This window comes from Pseudomonas sp. RL_5y_Pfl2_69 (assembly GCF_963970465.1).
Taxonomy (GTDB): domain Bacteria; phylum Pseudomonadota; class Gammaproteobacteria; order Pseudomonadales; family Pseudomonadaceae; genus Aquipseudomonas.
Genome location: NZ_CAXAOU010000002.1, coordinates 343,616 through 358,832, shown reverse-complemented (window position 1 = coordinate 358,832; position 15,217 = coordinate 343,616). Strand labels below are relative to the sequence as shown.

Genomic DNA, 15,217 nt, shown 5'->3' with positions numbered 1-15,217 from the left:
GCGGCTCACACTAAAAACTATCGGGGGATCAGCGAATCTTAGGGCGACTGCGCAGTGACTGCGTCAATGACGGACAGATGGGGGTGCTCATGGCGTGTAGCCTCTTCATTATTATTTTGGCCAGGTGCTGAAGAACGCGCAGCGAACTTCGAACGGGGCGCTGAGGCGACATTAAGCAGCGCACTGCCAGCACGCAATTCGATAAACGCTTAAGTGTGCGTTTATCGAACGCTTAGTAGCCGCTGCATCAACTGAACAGCTGGGTACTCAGCTCGCGGCTGGCGCTGAGCATGATCGGCAAAAAGCGCTGTTCAAGCTCGGTGCGGGTGACGCGACCCGCGTGGGTGCTGACGTTCAAGGCCGCCAGAACCTGCCCTGAGGCGTCATACACCGGCACGGCAATCGAGCGCAGGCCTTGCTCAAGTTCTTGATCGACCACACACCAGCCTTGCTCCCGCACTTGCTGCAAACATTCAAGCAAGGCCTCGGGTGTGTGCAGGGTACGGCTGGTTTTAGCCTGGAACTCACCGTGGGCCAGGTATTCGTGCAGCGTCACATCATCCAGCGCTGCCAGCAGGATGCGTCCCATCGAGGTGCAATAGGCAGGCAGACGGCCACCTACCGACAGATCTACCGAGATCAGGCGCTGGGTCGTGGCCGAGCGGGCGATATAGAGGATGTCATCGCCTTCGAGGGTCGCCATGTTGCACGCCTCGTGCAATTGCTCGCTCATACGGTCCAGATACGGCTGGGCCGTTACCGCCAGCGGCGTCGACGACAGATAGGCATGACCCAGGGTCAGCACTTTGGGCAGCAGGGAATAAGTTCGGCCATCGGTGGTCGCATAACCGAGCTTGATCAGGGTGTACAGGCAGCGGCGCACTGCGGCCCGCGGGATTTCAGTGCGATGGCTGATCTGCGCAATGGTCAGATGCCGCTTGCGCTCCTGAAACGCCTGCACGACCGCCAGGCCCCGGGCCAGCGACGACATGAAGTCAGGATCGCCGGTAAACGCCTGAATACGCTTGGCCGGTGACGCCACAATCGGTGGCGCGATACTGGCTACACCATTGCGCAGTTGATCATTCATTCCCAACCCCCCAGCTTCAGCTATTTATAGTTATGGTACGCCGGGCGATTATCGAACCGTTGGCCGATAATCGCAATCTCAACCCTCAAGACCGTTCCGACGACAGCCCATAGTTAGCCCGTGATCCTTGCACCCGCCTTTAATTGAAATCAAGCGCCCTGCTAAACAGTCGGATCAATGATAGAAAACGTCTGTTTTATATGTATTCAGGTTAAGTTCAGCCACCGGGTTAAATAACTTGATGGGCCAACTACTCGGGCACGGTATTAATAGAGTGTCTCGACGCAGGTGTTCGATTATTTATAACACCTCATTCACTTGGAAGTTGACGGGCGTAAAGTTATTCGGCGATAGTAGTGGCACTCCTCAGCCCTTGAGGGCAGGAAGAGATTGAGAGCACAAGGTCAAGCCTGTGCGGAAGATTGGATCCAACCAACTCGTTGAGTTCAATAGGTACTCGCGGCTCAACCGTAAAGTGCATCGTGTGTTGTTTCCCTTTGGGGTGAACACTTACCAACGGCGGCGTTCATGTTTTAGTTGATGACGTGGCCGCGTGCATGGCGTGGTGTATTTAAGCGTGACGTTATTAATAGGCACTTGCCTTATGGTCTATCATTCGTCATATGAATCAACCTCCCGGCACGGTGATTCACCAGGTTTAATCTCAACTCAATTAGGTAACACAGTGACGAAAGACGAACTGCGCGCAGAACTTGAGCGTCAGGAACAACGTTTCAAGGATGTTTATGGTGGTGAAGTGACGACCTACGCCGCTCAGTCAGAGCCCGGGCGTAAACCTTGGCGCAAACGTGCCAGTCTGCTCGACCAGGCTTTCTCCCAAGAAATCCAGAAAATTGAAAAAGAACTCAAAGCAGAAGAGCCATGACCTGCGCCTGAAAATCAGCACAGGCAACCCCAGACTGCCCCTTGCGCACCCGCCATTTGCATGAGCGGATGTGGCTGTTGGCTATGCCAGAGCCCAAACCGATCCTGCAACCACGTCTGATTTGATAAATTTCATGTAGCCGAATCAGACCTGCGCAAGCGCATGAGCGTGCCCCTCGAACCCCCCTATAGCCTTTGGTATCAGTGGTTTGAGGGAAGTTTCCTACGCTCGTTTGCGGAAGACCTTTACGAGCTTTTTCATTTATAGATGTTACCAACGGGCAGCTAGTGCATTGATTAGCGGGGTTTTCTGGCATAATCCGCCCCCCTTTATGACCGTGTCAGAAAACCTTCATGATCGATCTATTAAGCGGATTGGACGCCTGGGTTCTTATCAGCCTCTTCTTCGCCCTAGCCTTTGTTCTCGCGTTTGAGTTCATCAACGGCTTTCATGACACCGCGAACGCGGTTGCGACAGTCATCTACACCAAAGCCATGCCGCCTCACCTGGCGGTGTTCTTTTCCGGTGTATTCAACTTCCTCGGCGTTCTGCTGGGCGGGGTCGGCGTGGCATATGCCATCGTCCACCTGCTGCCGGTAGAGCTGCTGGTCAATGTGAACACCGGACATGGCCTGGCCATGGTGTTCTCATTGCTTGCAGCGGCCATCACCTGGAACCTCGGGACCTGGTATTTCGGGATTCCGGCGTCAAGCTCTCACACCCTGATCGGTTCGATCCTGGGCGTAGGCCTGGCCAATGCCCTGATCAGTGGCATTCCGGTAAGTGAAGGGGTTAACTGGCAGAAGGCGATCGACATTGGCGCCTCGCTGGTGTTCTCGCCAATGGCCGGTTTCCTGGTTGCAGGCCTGGTGTTGATTGCCCTGAAGTGGTGGCGTCCTGCATCCAAGATGCACAAGACCCCGGAACAACGCCGCAAGCTGGACGACAAAAAGCATCCGCCCTTCTGGAACCGCCTGGTTCTGGTGATCTCGGCCATGGCCGTAAGCTTCGTTCACGGCTCCAACGATGGCCAGAAAGGCATCGGCCTGATCATGCTGGTTCTGATCGGCATCGTGCCAAGCGCTTTCGTTCTGGACTTGAACAGCACCACCTACCAGATCGAGCGTACTCGCGACGCCACCTTGCACCTGAGCCAGTTCTACGAGCGTAACAACGCTTCGCTGGCCGAGTTCCTGGCGCTGGGCAAAAGCGTCAAAGGCGACCTCCCGGATCAGTTCAGCTGCAACCCGCAGCAGACCGAACCGACCATCGCTGCTCTGTTGACCTCGCTTAAAGGCGTGGCGGACTACCACTCGATTCCAGCTGAAAAACGTATCGAGATCCGCCGCTACCTGCTTTGCCTGGATGACACCGCGAAAAAAGTCAGCAAATTGCCAGCCCTTGATTCCCGCGAAAAAGCGGACCTCGAAAAGCTGCGTAAAGACCTGACCGCCACCACAGAATACGCCCCGTTCTGGGTCATTCTGGCTGTCGCACTGGCCTTGGGCCTGGGCACAATGGTTGGCTGGAAACGCGTGGTTAAAACCATCGGCGAGAAGATCGGCAAGCAAGGCATGACTTATGCCCAGGGCATGGCGGCTCAGATCACCACTGCCTTTGCCATCGGTATGGCCAACATCTTCGCCCTGCCTGTATCGACGACACACATTCTGTCGTCGGGTGTGGCGGGCACGATGGTCGCCAACAAAAGCGGCCTGCAAGGCGGCACGATCAAGACCATCCTGATGGCGTGGGTGTTGACCTTACCGGCCACCATCGCTCTGTCTGCGACGCTGTTCTGGCTGGCTTCCAAAGCACTCGCCTGATTCTGCGCCGAACAAAAAAGGTACGTCCCTTGCGGGCCGTACCTTTTTTTATGCCTGCTCCCGCAGTGATCCTCCAGGAGAAGGTCTTTTTACAGGCAAAAAAATAGGCGACCGAAGTCGCCCAAAATGCCTTGCGTGCTCATGCTCTGTAAAGACTCGGCGCTATTTGCGCTTCTGGGAGTCTTTCCAGATAAAAATGCCCAGACCTGCGAAAAACAAAACCATGAGGCCGACGGTAAGAACTCCGGCGATAACCACATTATCGAGAAACATGACGGCCTCCTGCGCAAGTCTGATTGTTTGTCTGTTGAAGCTAGATTAACCACTCGCGCAGGCGCACAACTTGACCGGGATCAATAGTGATCCACGGCCAGCTGTCAATTGAGGGACTTGGTTGACTCAGATCATCGAAAACGGGCAGTTCAGCGCTTTTTCGGTTTTTTCTTCGGCTTTTTCGCAGCTTTTGCCAACGGCATTGCCTGTTCGAACGCATTGCGCACTTCGTTCAAGCGCTTTTCATTGAGGTCGTGGACCCGCTTGGCGCGCTCGGCGCCCAGATCGACCAGTTTGGTGTCTTGGCTCATAAAAAATCAGACCACTGTCAGTGTGTTTCAGTACGCCAATAATGCGATGCAAGCTCAGCGCTGACCAGAAAAAACCTCCTACACCTTGATATCGACCCACAACCCCTGACGCTGCATGCCATCAATCACGGGCGCTACCGGCGCACTGTCATCAGCGTTTTCTTGCGCTGCGCCTTCCTGTTCCCGCGCTTCACGACGACGCTTGTCATGCTGACGTTGTTGCTCCTCGCGCAACAGCAGCGTGGTCTGATCGGCATCGCTGTACTTCAGGTCAATTGCACATTCACTGGAACTGGCTTGCGCAGGTGCAACGGGGGGAATCTCGGGGCGAGGACGTACAGGGTCCTGTCCGGAGGTCACGGGTACAACGCCAAGAGGCAAGATGGACGGCAACATGGTGATTGTTCTCCTGTCTTCAGGCTGTCGGCGACAACCCGTCGAGGTGAGCCGTTCGTCGATAACTGCCGGGGCTTCTTTTGTGCCGGGCAGCTTTTTATGAGAGTCCTTTGGACTGGGGCCACTGATCCGTTAATATACTCGGCTTTTTCAAAGCGGGAGTCAGGCAGCATGGCGCAGCAGTATCAACCGGGGCAACGCTGGATTAGTGACAGCGAAGCAGAGCTAGGTTTAGGCACCGTTCTGGCACAGGACGGTCGCTTGTTGACCGTGCTCTATCCGGCCACTGGCGAAACCCGCCAATATTCGCTGCGCAACGCACCGCTGACGCGTGTTCGGTTCTCGCCAGGTGACACCATCATCCACTTCGAAGGCTGGAAGATGACCGTGCGCGAAGTCGAGGACGTTGACGGCCTGATGGTCTACCACGGCCTCAATGAGCAAAACGAAGCCGTCACCCTGCCAGAAACCCAACTGTCGAACTTTATCCAGTTCCGCCTGGCCAGCGACCGGTTGTTCGCCGGCCAGATCGACCCGCTGTCCTGGTTCTCGCTGCGCTACCACACCCTTGAGCACACCAGCCGTCAGCTGCAATCGCCGCTGTGGGGCCTGGGTGGCGTGCGTGCGCAACCCATTGCACACCAACTGCACATTGCCCGCGAAGTGGCTGACCGCATCGCTCCACGGGTTTTGCTGGCTGACGAAGTGGGCCTGGGCAAAACCATTGAAGCCGGTCTGGTGATTCACCGCCAACTGCTCAGTGGCCGCGCCAACCGCGTCTTGATCGTAGTCCCGGAAAACCTGCAGCACCAATGGCTGGTTGAAATGCGTCGCCGCTTCAACCTTGAAGTGGCGCTGTTCGATGAAGAACGCTTTATCGAAAGCGATGCCAGCAACCCGTTTGAAGACTGCCAACTGGCGCTGATTGCCCTGGAATGGCTGGTTGACGACCCCAAGGCCCAGGCTGCGCTGTTTGATGCCGACTGGGATCTGCTGGTGGTCGACGAAGCGCACCACTTGGTGTGGCATGAAGACAACGTCAGCCCCGAGTACGGCCTGGTTGAACAGCTCGCCGGCGTAATCCCGGGCGTACTGCTGCTTACCGCAACACCAGAGCAACTGGGTCAGGACAGCCACTTTGCGCGCTTGCGCCTGCTGGACCCTAACCGCTTCCACGACCTGGCCGCTTTCCGCGCCGAGAGCGAAAACTATCGCCCGGTTGCTCAAGCCGTACAGGAGCTGCTGGATAAGGGCCGCCTGTCACCTGAAGCCCACCAGACCATCCACGGCTTCCTCGGTGCCGAAGGCGATACCCTGCTGGCCGCCGTCAATGATGGCGATGCAGAGGCCAGCGCCCGCCTGGTGCGCGAGCTGCTTGACCGCCACGGCACCGGCCGCGTCCTGTTCCGTAACACCCGCGCTGCGATCCAGGGTTTCCCGGAGCGCAAACTGCACGCTTACCCGCTGCCGTGCCCGGCCGAATACCTGGAGCTGCCGCTGGGCGAACACGCCGAGCTGTACCCGGAAGTCAGCTTCCAGTCCCAGCCTGACGCCAGCGATGAAGAGCGCTGGTGGCGCTTTGATCCTCGGGTTGAGTGGCTGACCGACACCCTGAAAATGCTCAAGCGCACCAAAGTGCTGGTCATTTGCGCCCACGCCGAAACCGCAATGGATCTGGAAGACGCCCTGCGCGTTCGTTCCGGCATTCCTGCAACCGTCTTCCACGAAGGCATGAATATTCTTGAGCGCGACCGCGCTGCGGCCTACTTCGCAGATGAAGAGTTCGGCGCTCAAGTACTGATCTGTTCCGAAATCGGCAGTGAAGGCCGCAACTTCCAGTTCGCCCACCACCTGGTGCTGTTCGACCTGCCGTCCCACCCGGACTTGCTGGAGCAGCGTATCGGCCGTCTGGACCGTATCGGTCAGAAGCACATTATCGAACTGCACGTGCCGTACCTTGAAACCAGCCCGCAACAGCGCCTGTTCCAGTGGTACCACGAAGCGCTGAATGCCTTCCTCAATACCTGCCCGACCGGCAACGCCCTGCAACACCAGTTCGGCCCACGCCTGCTGCCGTTGCTTGAAGCTGCGGACGATCACGAGTGGCAAGCGCTGATCGACGAAGCACGCCTTGAGCGCGAGCGTCTCGAACAGGAACTGCACACTGGCCGTGACCGCTTGCTGGAGCTTAACTCCGGCGGCTCGGGCGAAGGCGAAGCCCTGGTTGAAGCGATTCTTGAACAAGACGACCAGTTCACCCTGCCGATCTACATGGAAACCCTGTTCAACGCCTTTGGCATCGACAGCGAAGACCATTCCGAGAACGCGCTGATCCTCAAGCCAAGCGAAAAAATGCTCGACGCCAGCTTCCCGCTGGGCGACGACGAAGGTGTCACCATCACCTACGATCGCAACCAGGCCCTGTCGCGCGAAGACATGCAGTTCATCACCTGGGAACACCCGATGGTGCAAGGCGGCATGGACCTCGTACTGTCAGGCTCGATGGGCAACACCGCCGTCGCCCTGATCAAGAACAAGGCCCTCAAGCCTGGCACCGTGCTGCTGGAGCTGATTTACGTCAGCGAAGTGGTTGCCCCGCGCTCCCTGCAATTGGGTCGCTACCTGCCCCCTGCTGCCCTGCGCTGCCTGCTCGACGCCAACGGCAATGACCTGTCGTCACGCGTGGCGTTCGACACGCTCAACGAGCAACTGGAAAGCGTGCCCCGTGCCAGCGCCAACAAGTTCGTCCAGGCCCAGCGCGACCAGCTGACGCCGAAGATCAACGCCGGTGAAGCCAAGATCGCCCCCCGCCACGCAGAGCGCGTGGCCGAAGCGCAACGCCGCCTGGCAGCCGATACCGAAGAAGAACTGGCACGTTTGACTGCCCTGCAAGCGGTCAACCCTAGCGTTCGGGACAGCGAACTGGTTGCCTTGCGCAAGCAACGCGAACAAAGCCTGGCCATGCTTGAAAAAGCAGCCCTGCGCCTTGAAGCCATTCGCGTGCTGGTAGCGGGTTAAAAACCCAAGACCTGTGGGAGCGGGCTTGCTCGCGATAGGATCAATGTGGTGAAACTGAATCACCGCGTTGATCCTATCGCGAGCAAGCCCGCTCCCACATCTTTGACAGCTCCGATCTGACGTAACTGACTATAAACCCCCGCCCTAATAACAAAATGATCGCTATCATTTTGCCATCACGCCTGCCTCGCTCTATTCAGCCTCTATACTCGATCCCAAGCTAGCAACTTTCGACTAGCACATCAGGATTGCCGAGGCGTGCAATGGAAAGGCTAGGGTTGCAACTTGCGGTTGAGCCTTCAGAAAACGCACAACTGCTGTTAATCGGCGGCTATAGCCCCTATCTGGTATTCGTCGCCTGGCTGGTCGCCTGTACTGCCTGCCTGGCCACGCTGGATCTGCTCGACCGCTGCGCCCATGCAGAAAAAACCGCTGCCAAGACCCTTTGGCGATGGATCAGTGTCGGTTGCCTGGCGACCGGCATATGGGCCATGCACACCATCTGCCTGCTGGCATTGGAGTCCCCTCTTGAATCTCGCTACAGCCTCGCAATAGCCATTGGCTCCTTACTGATATCCCTGCTCGCGGCCCTGGTGATCGTGCACGTTTTCACTCGCATCACGATCTGGCGTTCACGTAGCGGTTTGTTTCATCAACTGACCAAATTTGCCCTGTGCATGACGGCAGCCGGCACCCTGCTCTGCGCTTACTTCATCAGCATGTCGGCCGTGGGCGACCCGGTGGTGAGCCATTCAGGTACGGACAGCAAGAACTGGCAACTGGCGCTGGTGGCTGCCCTGATTGCCCTGTTGTTGATTGGCAGTTGCATCAGTGCAGCGATCGTCGACAAAAAGCTGCAACTCAAGGAACGCGACCTGAGGCGGGTCAACGCATTGCTCAGTCAACTCGACCAGGCGCGCGCGTCATTGCAGCAAGTGGCCCATTACGATCCGTTGACCAACCTGATCAATCGACGTGGTTTCAACCAGCTATTTGCTGAAAAGCTCATTGAATGCACTGCCAATACCAGCAAGTTGGCCGTGATGTTCCTCGACATTGACCACTTCAAACGCATCAATGACAGCCTGGGCCACGATGCGGGCGACGAATTGCTGAAGGTCATCGCCGCGCGCATCAAACATGCCACCCGCAGCCACAATGATGTCGTTGCCCGCTTTGGCGGTGACGAGTTCTGTATTTTGATCAACCTGAAGCACCGCGAAGAAGCGCAAAGCATGGGCCAGCGCATCATGCTCAAACTCAAAGAGCCCATCGAGCTGTCAGGAAGACAGATGGTGATGACCACCAGCATTGGCATCAGTGTGTTTCCGGATGACGGTACAAACTGTGCCGAACTGCTCAAGCATGCCGACCTGGCGCTTTATCAGTCCAAGGGGTGCGGGCGTAACAACCTGAACTTTTTTAGCCCTAATCTTAAAACCCGGGCCTCGCTGGAACTGCAGATCGAGGAAGAACTGCGTAACGCGCTCAATGAAGACAAAGGGCTGCTTCTGCATTACCAGCCCATCTTTGACCTCAAACATGGCCGCGTCGCCAAACTCGAGGCCCTGGTGCGCTGGCAGCATCCCGAACATGGCTTGCTCGGTCCGGACCGTTTTATCAACATCGCCGAGGCCAACGGGCTAATCGCCGAACTGGACCACTGGGTGCTGCGCAAAGCCTGTCATGACCTTGCCGCCCTTTCCCGCCAGGGGTGGGCACATTTGGGGATTGCCGTGAATTGTTCGGCGCGCAATCTGGTGCGGGTTGAGCTGGCAGACGAAATCGAAAGCGCTCTTCGCACATCAGGCATTGCTGCCCATCGACTGGAACTGGAAGTCACGGAAAACGCCCTGATGTGCAACCTGAGCAGCACCTCCCAGCTGTTGCGACAGATCCGGGCACTTGGCGTGTCACTGTCCATTGATGATTTCGGCACCGGTTATTCATCCCTGGCCTACCTGAAGCGCCTGCCACTCAACACCTTGAAAATTGACCGTTCGTTTATCCAGGACATACCGAGCTCCAGCCAGGACATGGAAATCGTCCAGGCCATTATCCTCATGGCCCACACCCTGCACCTGCAAGTCGTCACCGAAGGTGTGGAGACCACCCAGCAGTTCGAGTTTCTTGAACAGTTCGGCTGCGACTTTATCCAGGGCTATCTGCTCAGTCGCCCAGTCCCCTTCGAGGCACTGCAAGAAACTCTCGAACAGCTCGACAAACGCCCGGTGCCCGCACCGGACCACACCACATTTGTATTCACCGGCCAGTAGCAGCACAGCTGCCCTGCAGCCCAAAAAAAAACGCCACAGTACCAACTGTGGCGTTTCTCTACGGCAAATTGCCACTACCTGTAGCCGGGTTACTCAGCTACACACTCCGGGCTCTTCAAATCAGTGCAAATAATTGCCCCAGCTTGGTGCGCGCAGCTATTTTTTCGCCCTTTCCTGGACCATCACCCAAGGTGAAACCACGACTGCCCAGAGCTGCGGGTCACGTTCAAGAACGTCTAGCGCCTGCGCCTCAGTCATCTTGCCAAGAACACCAGACGCCATCCAGGCCGCGACTTTCTCTGCATCATCCTGAGTCACGGCCTGCGCCGCTTCAATCAAGTCCAGCTCAGGTTCAACCCACAGCAAATCACCTTTGGCGAAGAAGGGCTGCAAGGCTTTCCATTCAATAGTTGAGGTCTCGCCAAGCAGCTTGGCATAGAGGGTGCTAGGTTCTTCGTTCATGGGTTTCACCGGGAAAAAAAATCGGCGCAATGATAACGCCGCACACCCGGTAGAAAAACCCGGTTTTTCAGGCAAAGGAACGAAGAAAGAGCAGAAGGCACAGGACCGCCGCGTTGATCTGGCAACATTCTGATAACTATCAACAGCCTAATCCGCCGCTATTCTGTCTCTTTCTTACGTTTAAGCGACATTTCCTGTTTATTCCCCCGGCAGCCCGCTATTCAAGCGCTAAACCGGCGCTCTACACTGTACCGGTACAGTTGCAGGGGGGATTGACCGGGCATTTCGCTAAGAAGAAGACCCGGTCCGGCTGCCTTGGCTTCCAGGACTATAAAAATTACAACAGAAGAGTGGAGCACCAATAAAGATGGCTACGAAGCAGATTACTAAACTGTTTGCCGCTATGGTTTTGGCCGGGTTTGCCAGCCATTCATTTGCCGCAGACACCATCAAGATCGGTATCGCCGGCCCTAAAACCGGGCCTCTGACGCAGTACGGCGACATGCAGTTTGCTGGCGCAAAAATGGCCATCGAACAAATCAACGCCAAAGGCGGTGTTGATGGCAAAAAACTTGAAGCCGTTGACTACGATGACGCCTGCGACCCGAAACAAGCGGTTGCCGTGGCCAACAAAGTCGTCAATGACGGCATCAAATTTGTAGTCGGCCACCTGTGCTCCAGCTCCACTCAGCCTGCTTCGGACATTTACGAAGACGAAGGCATCATCATGATTACCCCGGCCGCCACCGGCCCGGAAATCACCGCCCGCGGTTACAAAATGATCTTCCGTACCATCGGTCTGGACAGCGCCCAGGGCCCTGCAGCCGGTAACTACATCGCTGATCACGTGAAACCGAAAATCGTCGCGGTATTGCACGACAAACAGCAATACGGTGAAGGCATCGCCTCCGCCGTTAAAAAGACCCTGGAAGACAAAGGCGTCAAGGTCGCTGTCTTTGAAGGCGTCAACGCTGGCGAAAAAGACTATTCCTCTGTCATTGCCAAGCTCAAGCAAGCCAACGTCGACTTCGTCTACTACGGCGGCTACCACCCTGAGCTGGGTCTGATCCTGCGCCAGGCTAAAGAGAAAGGCCTGAACGCCAAGTTCATGGGCCCAGAAGGCGTGGGCAACGAGTCCATCTCGCAAATCGCCCAGGGCGCTTCCGAAGGCCTGCTGGTTACCCTGCCAAAAGCATTCGACGCCGACCCGGCCAACAAGGCTCTGGTTGAAGCCTTTGCTGCCAAGAAACAAGATCCTACCGGCCCATTCGTGTTCCCGGCTTACGCAGCGGTTGAAGTGATTGCCGGCGGTATCGAGCAAGCCAAAAGCGAAGACCCAACCAAAGTCGCTGAAGCTATCCACAAAGGCACTTACAAAACCCCAACCGGCAACCTGAAATTTGACGCCAAAGGCGACGTGGAAGATTTCAAGTTCGTGGTTTACGAATGGCACTTCGGCAAGCCTAAAACTGAAGTAAGCCCTCAGTAAGGGTCGGTTCCCGACCTGACAACAAAGCCCACTGCACAAGCGGTGGGTTTTGTTTTACGGGTCCTTGGTTCGTGGAAATGGGGCTGCGCTTTCGTGATCCGAAAGTCTGCCCACCTGAAAATCTTTAAAACCGTCACCAGCGGTTCGCTGGCAGAAGACCCGTGCTCCAAGTGGGTGAATACCCATACAGCCCGGGCCGGAAAATGACTCCACCAGTGAAATGCGTCTCAGGTTTTTAGGAGCTTTGTAATGCCTGACATCTATCACTTCTTCCAAATGCTGGTTAACGGCCTCAACGTTGGCAGCACTTATGCCCTGATCGCCATCGGCTACACGATGGTTTACGGCATTATTGGAATGATCAACTTCGCCCACGGCGAGGTGTACATGATTGGTTCCTATATTGCGTTCATCGCCATCGCAGGCTTGACCATGATGGGTCTGGACAGCGTGCCACTCCTGCTGACTGCCGCGTTTATCGCCAGCATCGTGGTCACCAGCGCCTACGGCTACAGCATCGAGCGGGTTGCCTACCGTCCTTTGCGCGGCAGTAACCGCCTTATCCCGTTGATTTCTGCCATCGGCATGTCGATCTTCCTGCAAAACACCGTACTACTGGCACAGGACTCAAAAGACAAATCGATCCCTAACCTGATCCCCGGCGGCTTCACCTTTGGTCCTGGAGGCGCTAGTGAAGTTATCGTCTCCTACATGCAAATCGTGGTTTTCGTCGTCACCTTCCTCGCAATGCTTGGCCTGACTATGTTCATCTCTCGCTCACGCATGGGACGCGCCTGCCGCGCCTGTGCCGAAGACATGAAAATGGCCAACCTGCTGGGTATCAATACCAACAACGTCATTGCGCTGACCTTCGTGATCGGTGCTGCCCTGGCAGCCGTTGCGGCGGTGTTGATCAGTGTCCAGTACGGCGTAATCAACCCTAACGCAGGATTCCTGGTGGGCCTTAAAGCCTTCACCGCTGCGGTATTGGGCGGTATTGGCAGCATTCCTGGCGCGATGCTCGGTGGCCTGGTACTCGGTGTAGCTGAAGCCTTTGGTGCCGATATCTTCGGCGACCAGTACAAAGACGTAGTGGCTTTTGGCTTGCTGGTGCTGGTGCTGCTGTTCCGTCCGACCGGCATTCTGGGGCGTCCGGAGATTGAAAAAGTATGACTAGGAATCTTAAGTCGGCGCTCTTCAGCGCCTTGTTGGTCTGGGCCGTCGCCTACCCGGTACTCGGCCTGAAACTGACTATCGTCGGGATCAACATCGAAGTTCACAACACCAGCACCTTTACCCTGAGCGTGATCGCGATCTGCTCCTTGCTGATGTTTGTGCGCGTGTTGTTCAACCAGCAACTGACCTCAGCCTGGAAGAACTCTCCCAGCCTGCCAAAAGTGCCTGTCAAGGCCACCAACTTCCTGACCCTGCCCAGCACCCAGCGCTGGATCATTCTCGGTCTGGTCGTGGTTGCCCTGATCTGGCCTTTCTATGGTTCGCGCGGTGCCGTGGACATTGCCACGCTGATCCTGATCTACGTGATGCTCGGCCTGGGCCTGAACATCGTGGTCGGACTGGCCGGTCTGCTTGACCTGGGTTATGTGGGGTTCTATGCCGTGGGTGCCTACACCTACGCGCTGCTCGCCCATTACTTCGGCCTGAGCTTCTGGATCTGCCTGCCGCTGGCCGGGTTGATGGCCGCTACCTTTGGCTTCCTGCTCGGTTTCCCGGTGCTGCGCTTACGCGGTGACTATCTGGCCATCGTGACCCTGGGCTTCGGTGAAATCATCCGTCTGTTCCTGCGTAACCTGACCGACCTCACTGGCGGCCCCAACGGTATCAGCAACATCCCGAAACCAACGTTGTTCGGCCTCAGCTTCGACAGAACCGCTGCAGAGGGCATGCAAACCTTTCACGAGTACTTTGGCATTGCCTACAACTCGATCAACAAGGTCATTTTCTTGTACCTGATCGCGTTGGTGCTGGTCCTGCTGGTGCTGTTCGTGATCAACCGCCTGCTGCGCATGCCAATCGGTCGCGCATGGGAAGCACTGCGTGAAGACGAAATCGCCTGCCGCGCTCTGGGCCTGAACCCGACCGTGATCAAGCTTTCCGCCTTCACCCTGGGCGCTACCTTCGCAGGTTTCGCCGGCAGCTTCTTTGCTGCACGCCAGGGCCTGGTGACGCCTGAGTCGTTCACCTTCCTTGAATCGGCGATCATTCTGGCCATCGTGGTACTGGGTGGCATGGGCTCGCAACTGGGCGTGATCCTGGCAGCCGTGGTGATGATCCTGCTGCCAGAGATGATGCGTGAATTCAGCGAATACCGGATGCTGCTGTTCGGAGCACTGATGGTGCTGATGATGATCTGGCGCCCGCAAGGTCTTCTGCCCATGCAACGTCCTCACCTGGAGCTGCGAAAATGAGCCGCGAGTTACTGAAAGTCAGCGGCCTGAGCATGCGCTTTGGCGGCTTGTTGGCGGTGAATGGCGTGGCCCTGACCGTCAAGGAAAAACAGGTTGTGTCGATGATCGGCCCTAACGGTGCCGGCAAGACCACGGTCTTCAACTGCCTGACCGGTTTCTACAAGCCGTCTGCCGGTAGCATCGTGCTCGATGGTGAGTCGATTGAAGGCCTGCCGGGTCATGAAATCGCGCGCAAAGGCGTGGTTCGTACCTTCCAGAACGTGCGTCTGTTCAAAGACATGACAGCCGTTGAGAACCTGCTGATTGCCCAGCATCGCCACCTCAACACCAACTTTCTGTCGGGCCTGTTCAAAACTCCTTCATTCCGTAAAAGCGAACGTGAAGCCCTGGATTACGCCGCGTACTGGCTGGACAAGGTCAACCTGACCGAGTTCGCCAACCGCCCGGCGGGCACCCTGGCATACGGCCAGCAACGACGCCTGGAAATCGCCCGCTGCATGATGACGCGCCCGCGCATCCTCATGCTCGACGAACCGGCGGCAGGGCTGAACCCCAAGGAAACCGAAGACCTCAAAGCGCTGATCAGCGTTTTGCGCAATGAGCACAACGCTACCGTGCTGTTGATTGAGCACGACATGAAACTGGTCATGAGCATTTCCGACCATATCGTGGTGATCAACCAGGGCACGCCTTTGGCTGACGGGACGCCGGAACAGATCCGCGACAACCCTGAAGTGATCAAAGCCTATTTGGGGGAAGCGTAA

General features: G+C 56.7%; 14 protein-coding genes. 9 read left to right on the top strand and 5 right to left on the bottom strand.

Features of this window, described 5'->3' with window-relative positions; translation table 11 throughout:
- Positions 1 to 247 precede the first annotated feature (247 nt).
- On the bottom strand, positions 248 to 1,090 hold the full coding sequence (gene pcaR, locus AACY07_RS04935) for a pca regulon transcriptional regulator PcaR (protein WP_019827874.1): 843 nt from the start codon (positions 1,088 to 1,090) through the stop codon (positions 248 to 250).
- 685 nt (positions 1,091 to 1,775) lie between these two features.
- Here pcaR and AACY07_RS04930 point away from each other — a divergent pair.
- Together AACY07_RS04930 and AACY07_RS04925 are read left to right on the top strand one after the other, a co-directional pair.
- Positions 1,776 to 1,976, top strand: coding sequence for a hypothetical protein (locus AACY07_RS04930; RefSeq protein WP_133075840.1), 201 nt, complete (start codon positions 1,776 to 1,778; stop codon positions 1,974 to 1,976).
- Between the two features lie 353 nt (positions 1,977 to 2,329).
- Positions 2,330 to 3,802, top strand: a complete 1,473-nt coding sequence (locus AACY07_RS04925; RefSeq protein ID WP_133075841.1) for an inorganic phosphate transporter — start codon at positions 2,330 to 2,332, stop codon at positions 3,800 to 3,802.
- Between the two features lie 162 nt (positions 3,803 to 3,964).
- On the opposite strand, the gene ccoM is transcribed toward AACY07_RS04925, so the two are convergent.
- The 3 genes from ccoM to AACY07_RS04910 all read right to left on the bottom strand — a co-directional run bounded on the left by ccoM (position 3,965) and on the right by AACY07_RS04910 (position 4,782).
- The gene (gene ccoM, locus AACY07_RS04920; RefSeq protein ID WP_016779744.1) at positions 3,965 to 4,075 is read right to left on the bottom strand and encodes a cytochrome c oxidase subunit CcoM; all 111 of its coding nucleotides are present in this window, start codon (positions 4,073 to 4,075) and stop codon (positions 3,965 to 3,967) included.
- Between the two features lie 149 nt (positions 4,076 to 4,224).
- Positions 4,225 to 4,386, bottom strand: coding sequence for a hypothetical protein (locus tag AACY07_RS04915; protein ID WP_219260784.1), 162 nt, complete (start codon positions 4,384 to 4,386; stop codon positions 4,225 to 4,227).
- A gap of 78 nt (positions 4,387 to 4,464) precedes the next feature.
- The gene (locus AACY07_RS04910) at positions 4,465 to 4,782 is read right to left on the bottom strand and encodes an aspartate-semialdehyde dehydrogenase (protein ID WP_339473707.1); all 318 of its coding nucleotides are present in this window, start codon (positions 4,780 to 4,782) and stop codon (positions 4,465 to 4,467) included.
- Positions 4,783 to 4,953: 171 nt separating this feature from the next.
- On the opposite strand from AACY07_RS04910, the gene rapA reads away from it, so the two are divergent.
- The gene (gene rapA, locus AACY07_RS04905) at positions 4,954 to 7,800 is read left to right on the top strand and encodes an RNA polymerase-associated protein RapA (RefSeq protein WP_133075843.1); all 2,847 of its coding nucleotides are present in this window, start codon (positions 4,954 to 4,956) and stop codon (positions 7,798 to 7,800) included.
- A 263-nt stretch (positions 7,801 to 8,063) separates the two neighbouring features.
- Positions 8,064 to 10,076, top strand: coding sequence for a putative bifunctional diguanylate cyclase/phosphodiesterase (locus AACY07_RS04900; RefSeq protein WP_339473705.1), 2,013 nt, complete (start codon positions 8,064 to 8,066; stop codon positions 10,074 to 10,076).
- Between the two features lie 156 nt (positions 10,077 to 10,232).
- On the opposite strand, the gene AACY07_RS04895 is transcribed toward AACY07_RS04900, so the two are convergent.
- Positions 10,233 to 10,538 carry a DUF2288 domain-containing protein gene (locus tag AACY07_RS04895; protein WP_133075845.1) on the bottom strand — a complete coding sequence of 102 codons (306 nt, stop codon included), beginning with the start codon at positions 10,536 to 10,538 and terminating at the stop codon, positions 10,233 to 10,235.
- On the opposite strand from AACY07_RS04895, the gene AACY07_RS04890 reads away from it, so the two are divergent.
- From AACY07_RS04890 to livG, 5 genes are all read left to right on the top strand, one after another.
- Entirely contained in the window at positions 10,537 to 10,671 is a 135-nt protein-coding gene (locus tag AACY07_RS04890) for a hypothetical protein (RefSeq protein WP_257622696.1), read from the top strand. The genes AACY07_RS04895 and AACY07_RS04890 overlap by 2 nt on opposite strands.
- A 228-nt stretch (positions 10,672 to 10,899) precedes the next feature.
- Positions 10,900 to 12,027 (top strand): branched-chain amino acid ABC transporter substrate-binding protein, encoded by a 1,128-nt coding sequence (locus tag AACY07_RS04885; RefSeq protein WP_339473927.1) that lies wholly within the window; start codon positions 10,900 to 10,902, stop codon positions 12,025 to 12,027.
- Between the two features lie 249 nt (positions 12,028 to 12,276).
- The gene (livH, locus tag AACY07_RS04880) at positions 12,277 to 13,200 is read left to right on the top strand and encodes a high-affinity branched-chain amino acid ABC transporter permease LivH (protein WP_339473702.1); all 924 of its coding nucleotides are present in this window, start codon (positions 12,277 to 12,279) and stop codon (positions 13,198 to 13,200) included.
- Complete coding sequence (locus AACY07_RS04875; protein ID WP_339473700.1) at positions 13,197 to 14,453, top strand: high-affinity branched-chain amino acid ABC transporter permease LivM; 1,257 nt, start codon at positions 13,197 to 13,199, stop codon at positions 14,451 to 14,453. The genes livH and AACY07_RS04875 overlap by 4 nt, the downstream gene beginning before the upstream one ends.
- Entirely contained in the window at positions 14,450 to 15,217 is a 768-nt protein-coding gene (livG, locus tag AACY07_RS04870; RefSeq protein ID WP_133075848.1) for a high-affinity branched-chain amino acid ABC transporter ATP-binding protein LivG, read from the top strand. The genes AACY07_RS04875 and livG overlap by 4 nt, the downstream gene beginning before the upstream one ends.

Excerpts from the sequence above, each read along its gene's own strand:
- AACY07_RS04890 (WP_257622696.1), top strand. The coding sequence starts at position 10,537 with ATGGGTTTCACCGGGAAAAAAAATCGGCGCAATGATAACGCCGCACAC.
- rapA (WP_133075843.1), top strand. The coding sequence starts at position 4,954 with ATGGCGCAGCAGTATCAACCGGGGCAACGCTGGATTAGTGACAGCGAA.
- livH (WP_339473702.1), top strand. The coding sequence starts at position 12,277 with ATGCCTGACATCTATCACTTCTTCCAAATGCTGGTTAACGGCCTCAAC.
- AACY07_RS04925 (WP_133075841.1), top strand. The coding sequence starts at position 2,330 with ATGATCGATCTATTAAGCGGATTGGACGCCTGGGTTCTTATCAGCCTC.
- livG (WP_133075848.1), top strand. The coding sequence starts at position 14,450 with ATGAGCCGCGAGTTACTGAAAGTCAGCGGCCTGAGCATGCGCTTTGGC.
- AACY07_RS04875 (WP_339473700.1), top strand. The coding sequence starts at position 13,197 with ATGACTAGGAATCTTAAGTCGGCGCTCTTCAGCGCCTTGTTGGTCTGG.
- AACY07_RS04910 (WP_339473707.1), bottom strand. The coding sequence starts at position 4,782 with ATGTTGCCGTCCATCTTGCCTCTTGGCGTTGTACCCGTGACCTCCGGA.
- pcaR (WP_019827874.1), bottom strand. The coding sequence starts at position 1,090 with ATGAATGATCAACTGCGCAATGGTGTAGCCAGTATCGCGCCACCGATT.
- AACY07_RS04915 (WP_219260784.1), bottom strand. The coding sequence starts at position 4,386 with ATGAGCCAAGACACCAAACTGGTCGATCTGGGCGCCGAGCGCGCCAAG.
- AACY07_RS04895 (WP_133075845.1), bottom strand. The coding sequence starts at position 10,538 with ATGAACGAAGAACCTAGCACCCTCTATGCCAAGCTGCTTGGCGAGACC.
- ccoM (WP_016779744.1), bottom strand. The coding sequence starts at position 4,075 with ATGTTTCTCGATAATGTGGTTATCGCCGGAGTTCTTACCGTCGGCCTC.
- AACY07_RS04900 (WP_339473705.1), top strand. The coding sequence starts at position 8,064 with ATGGAAAGGCTAGGGTTGCAACTTGCGGTTGAGCCTTCAGAAAACGCA.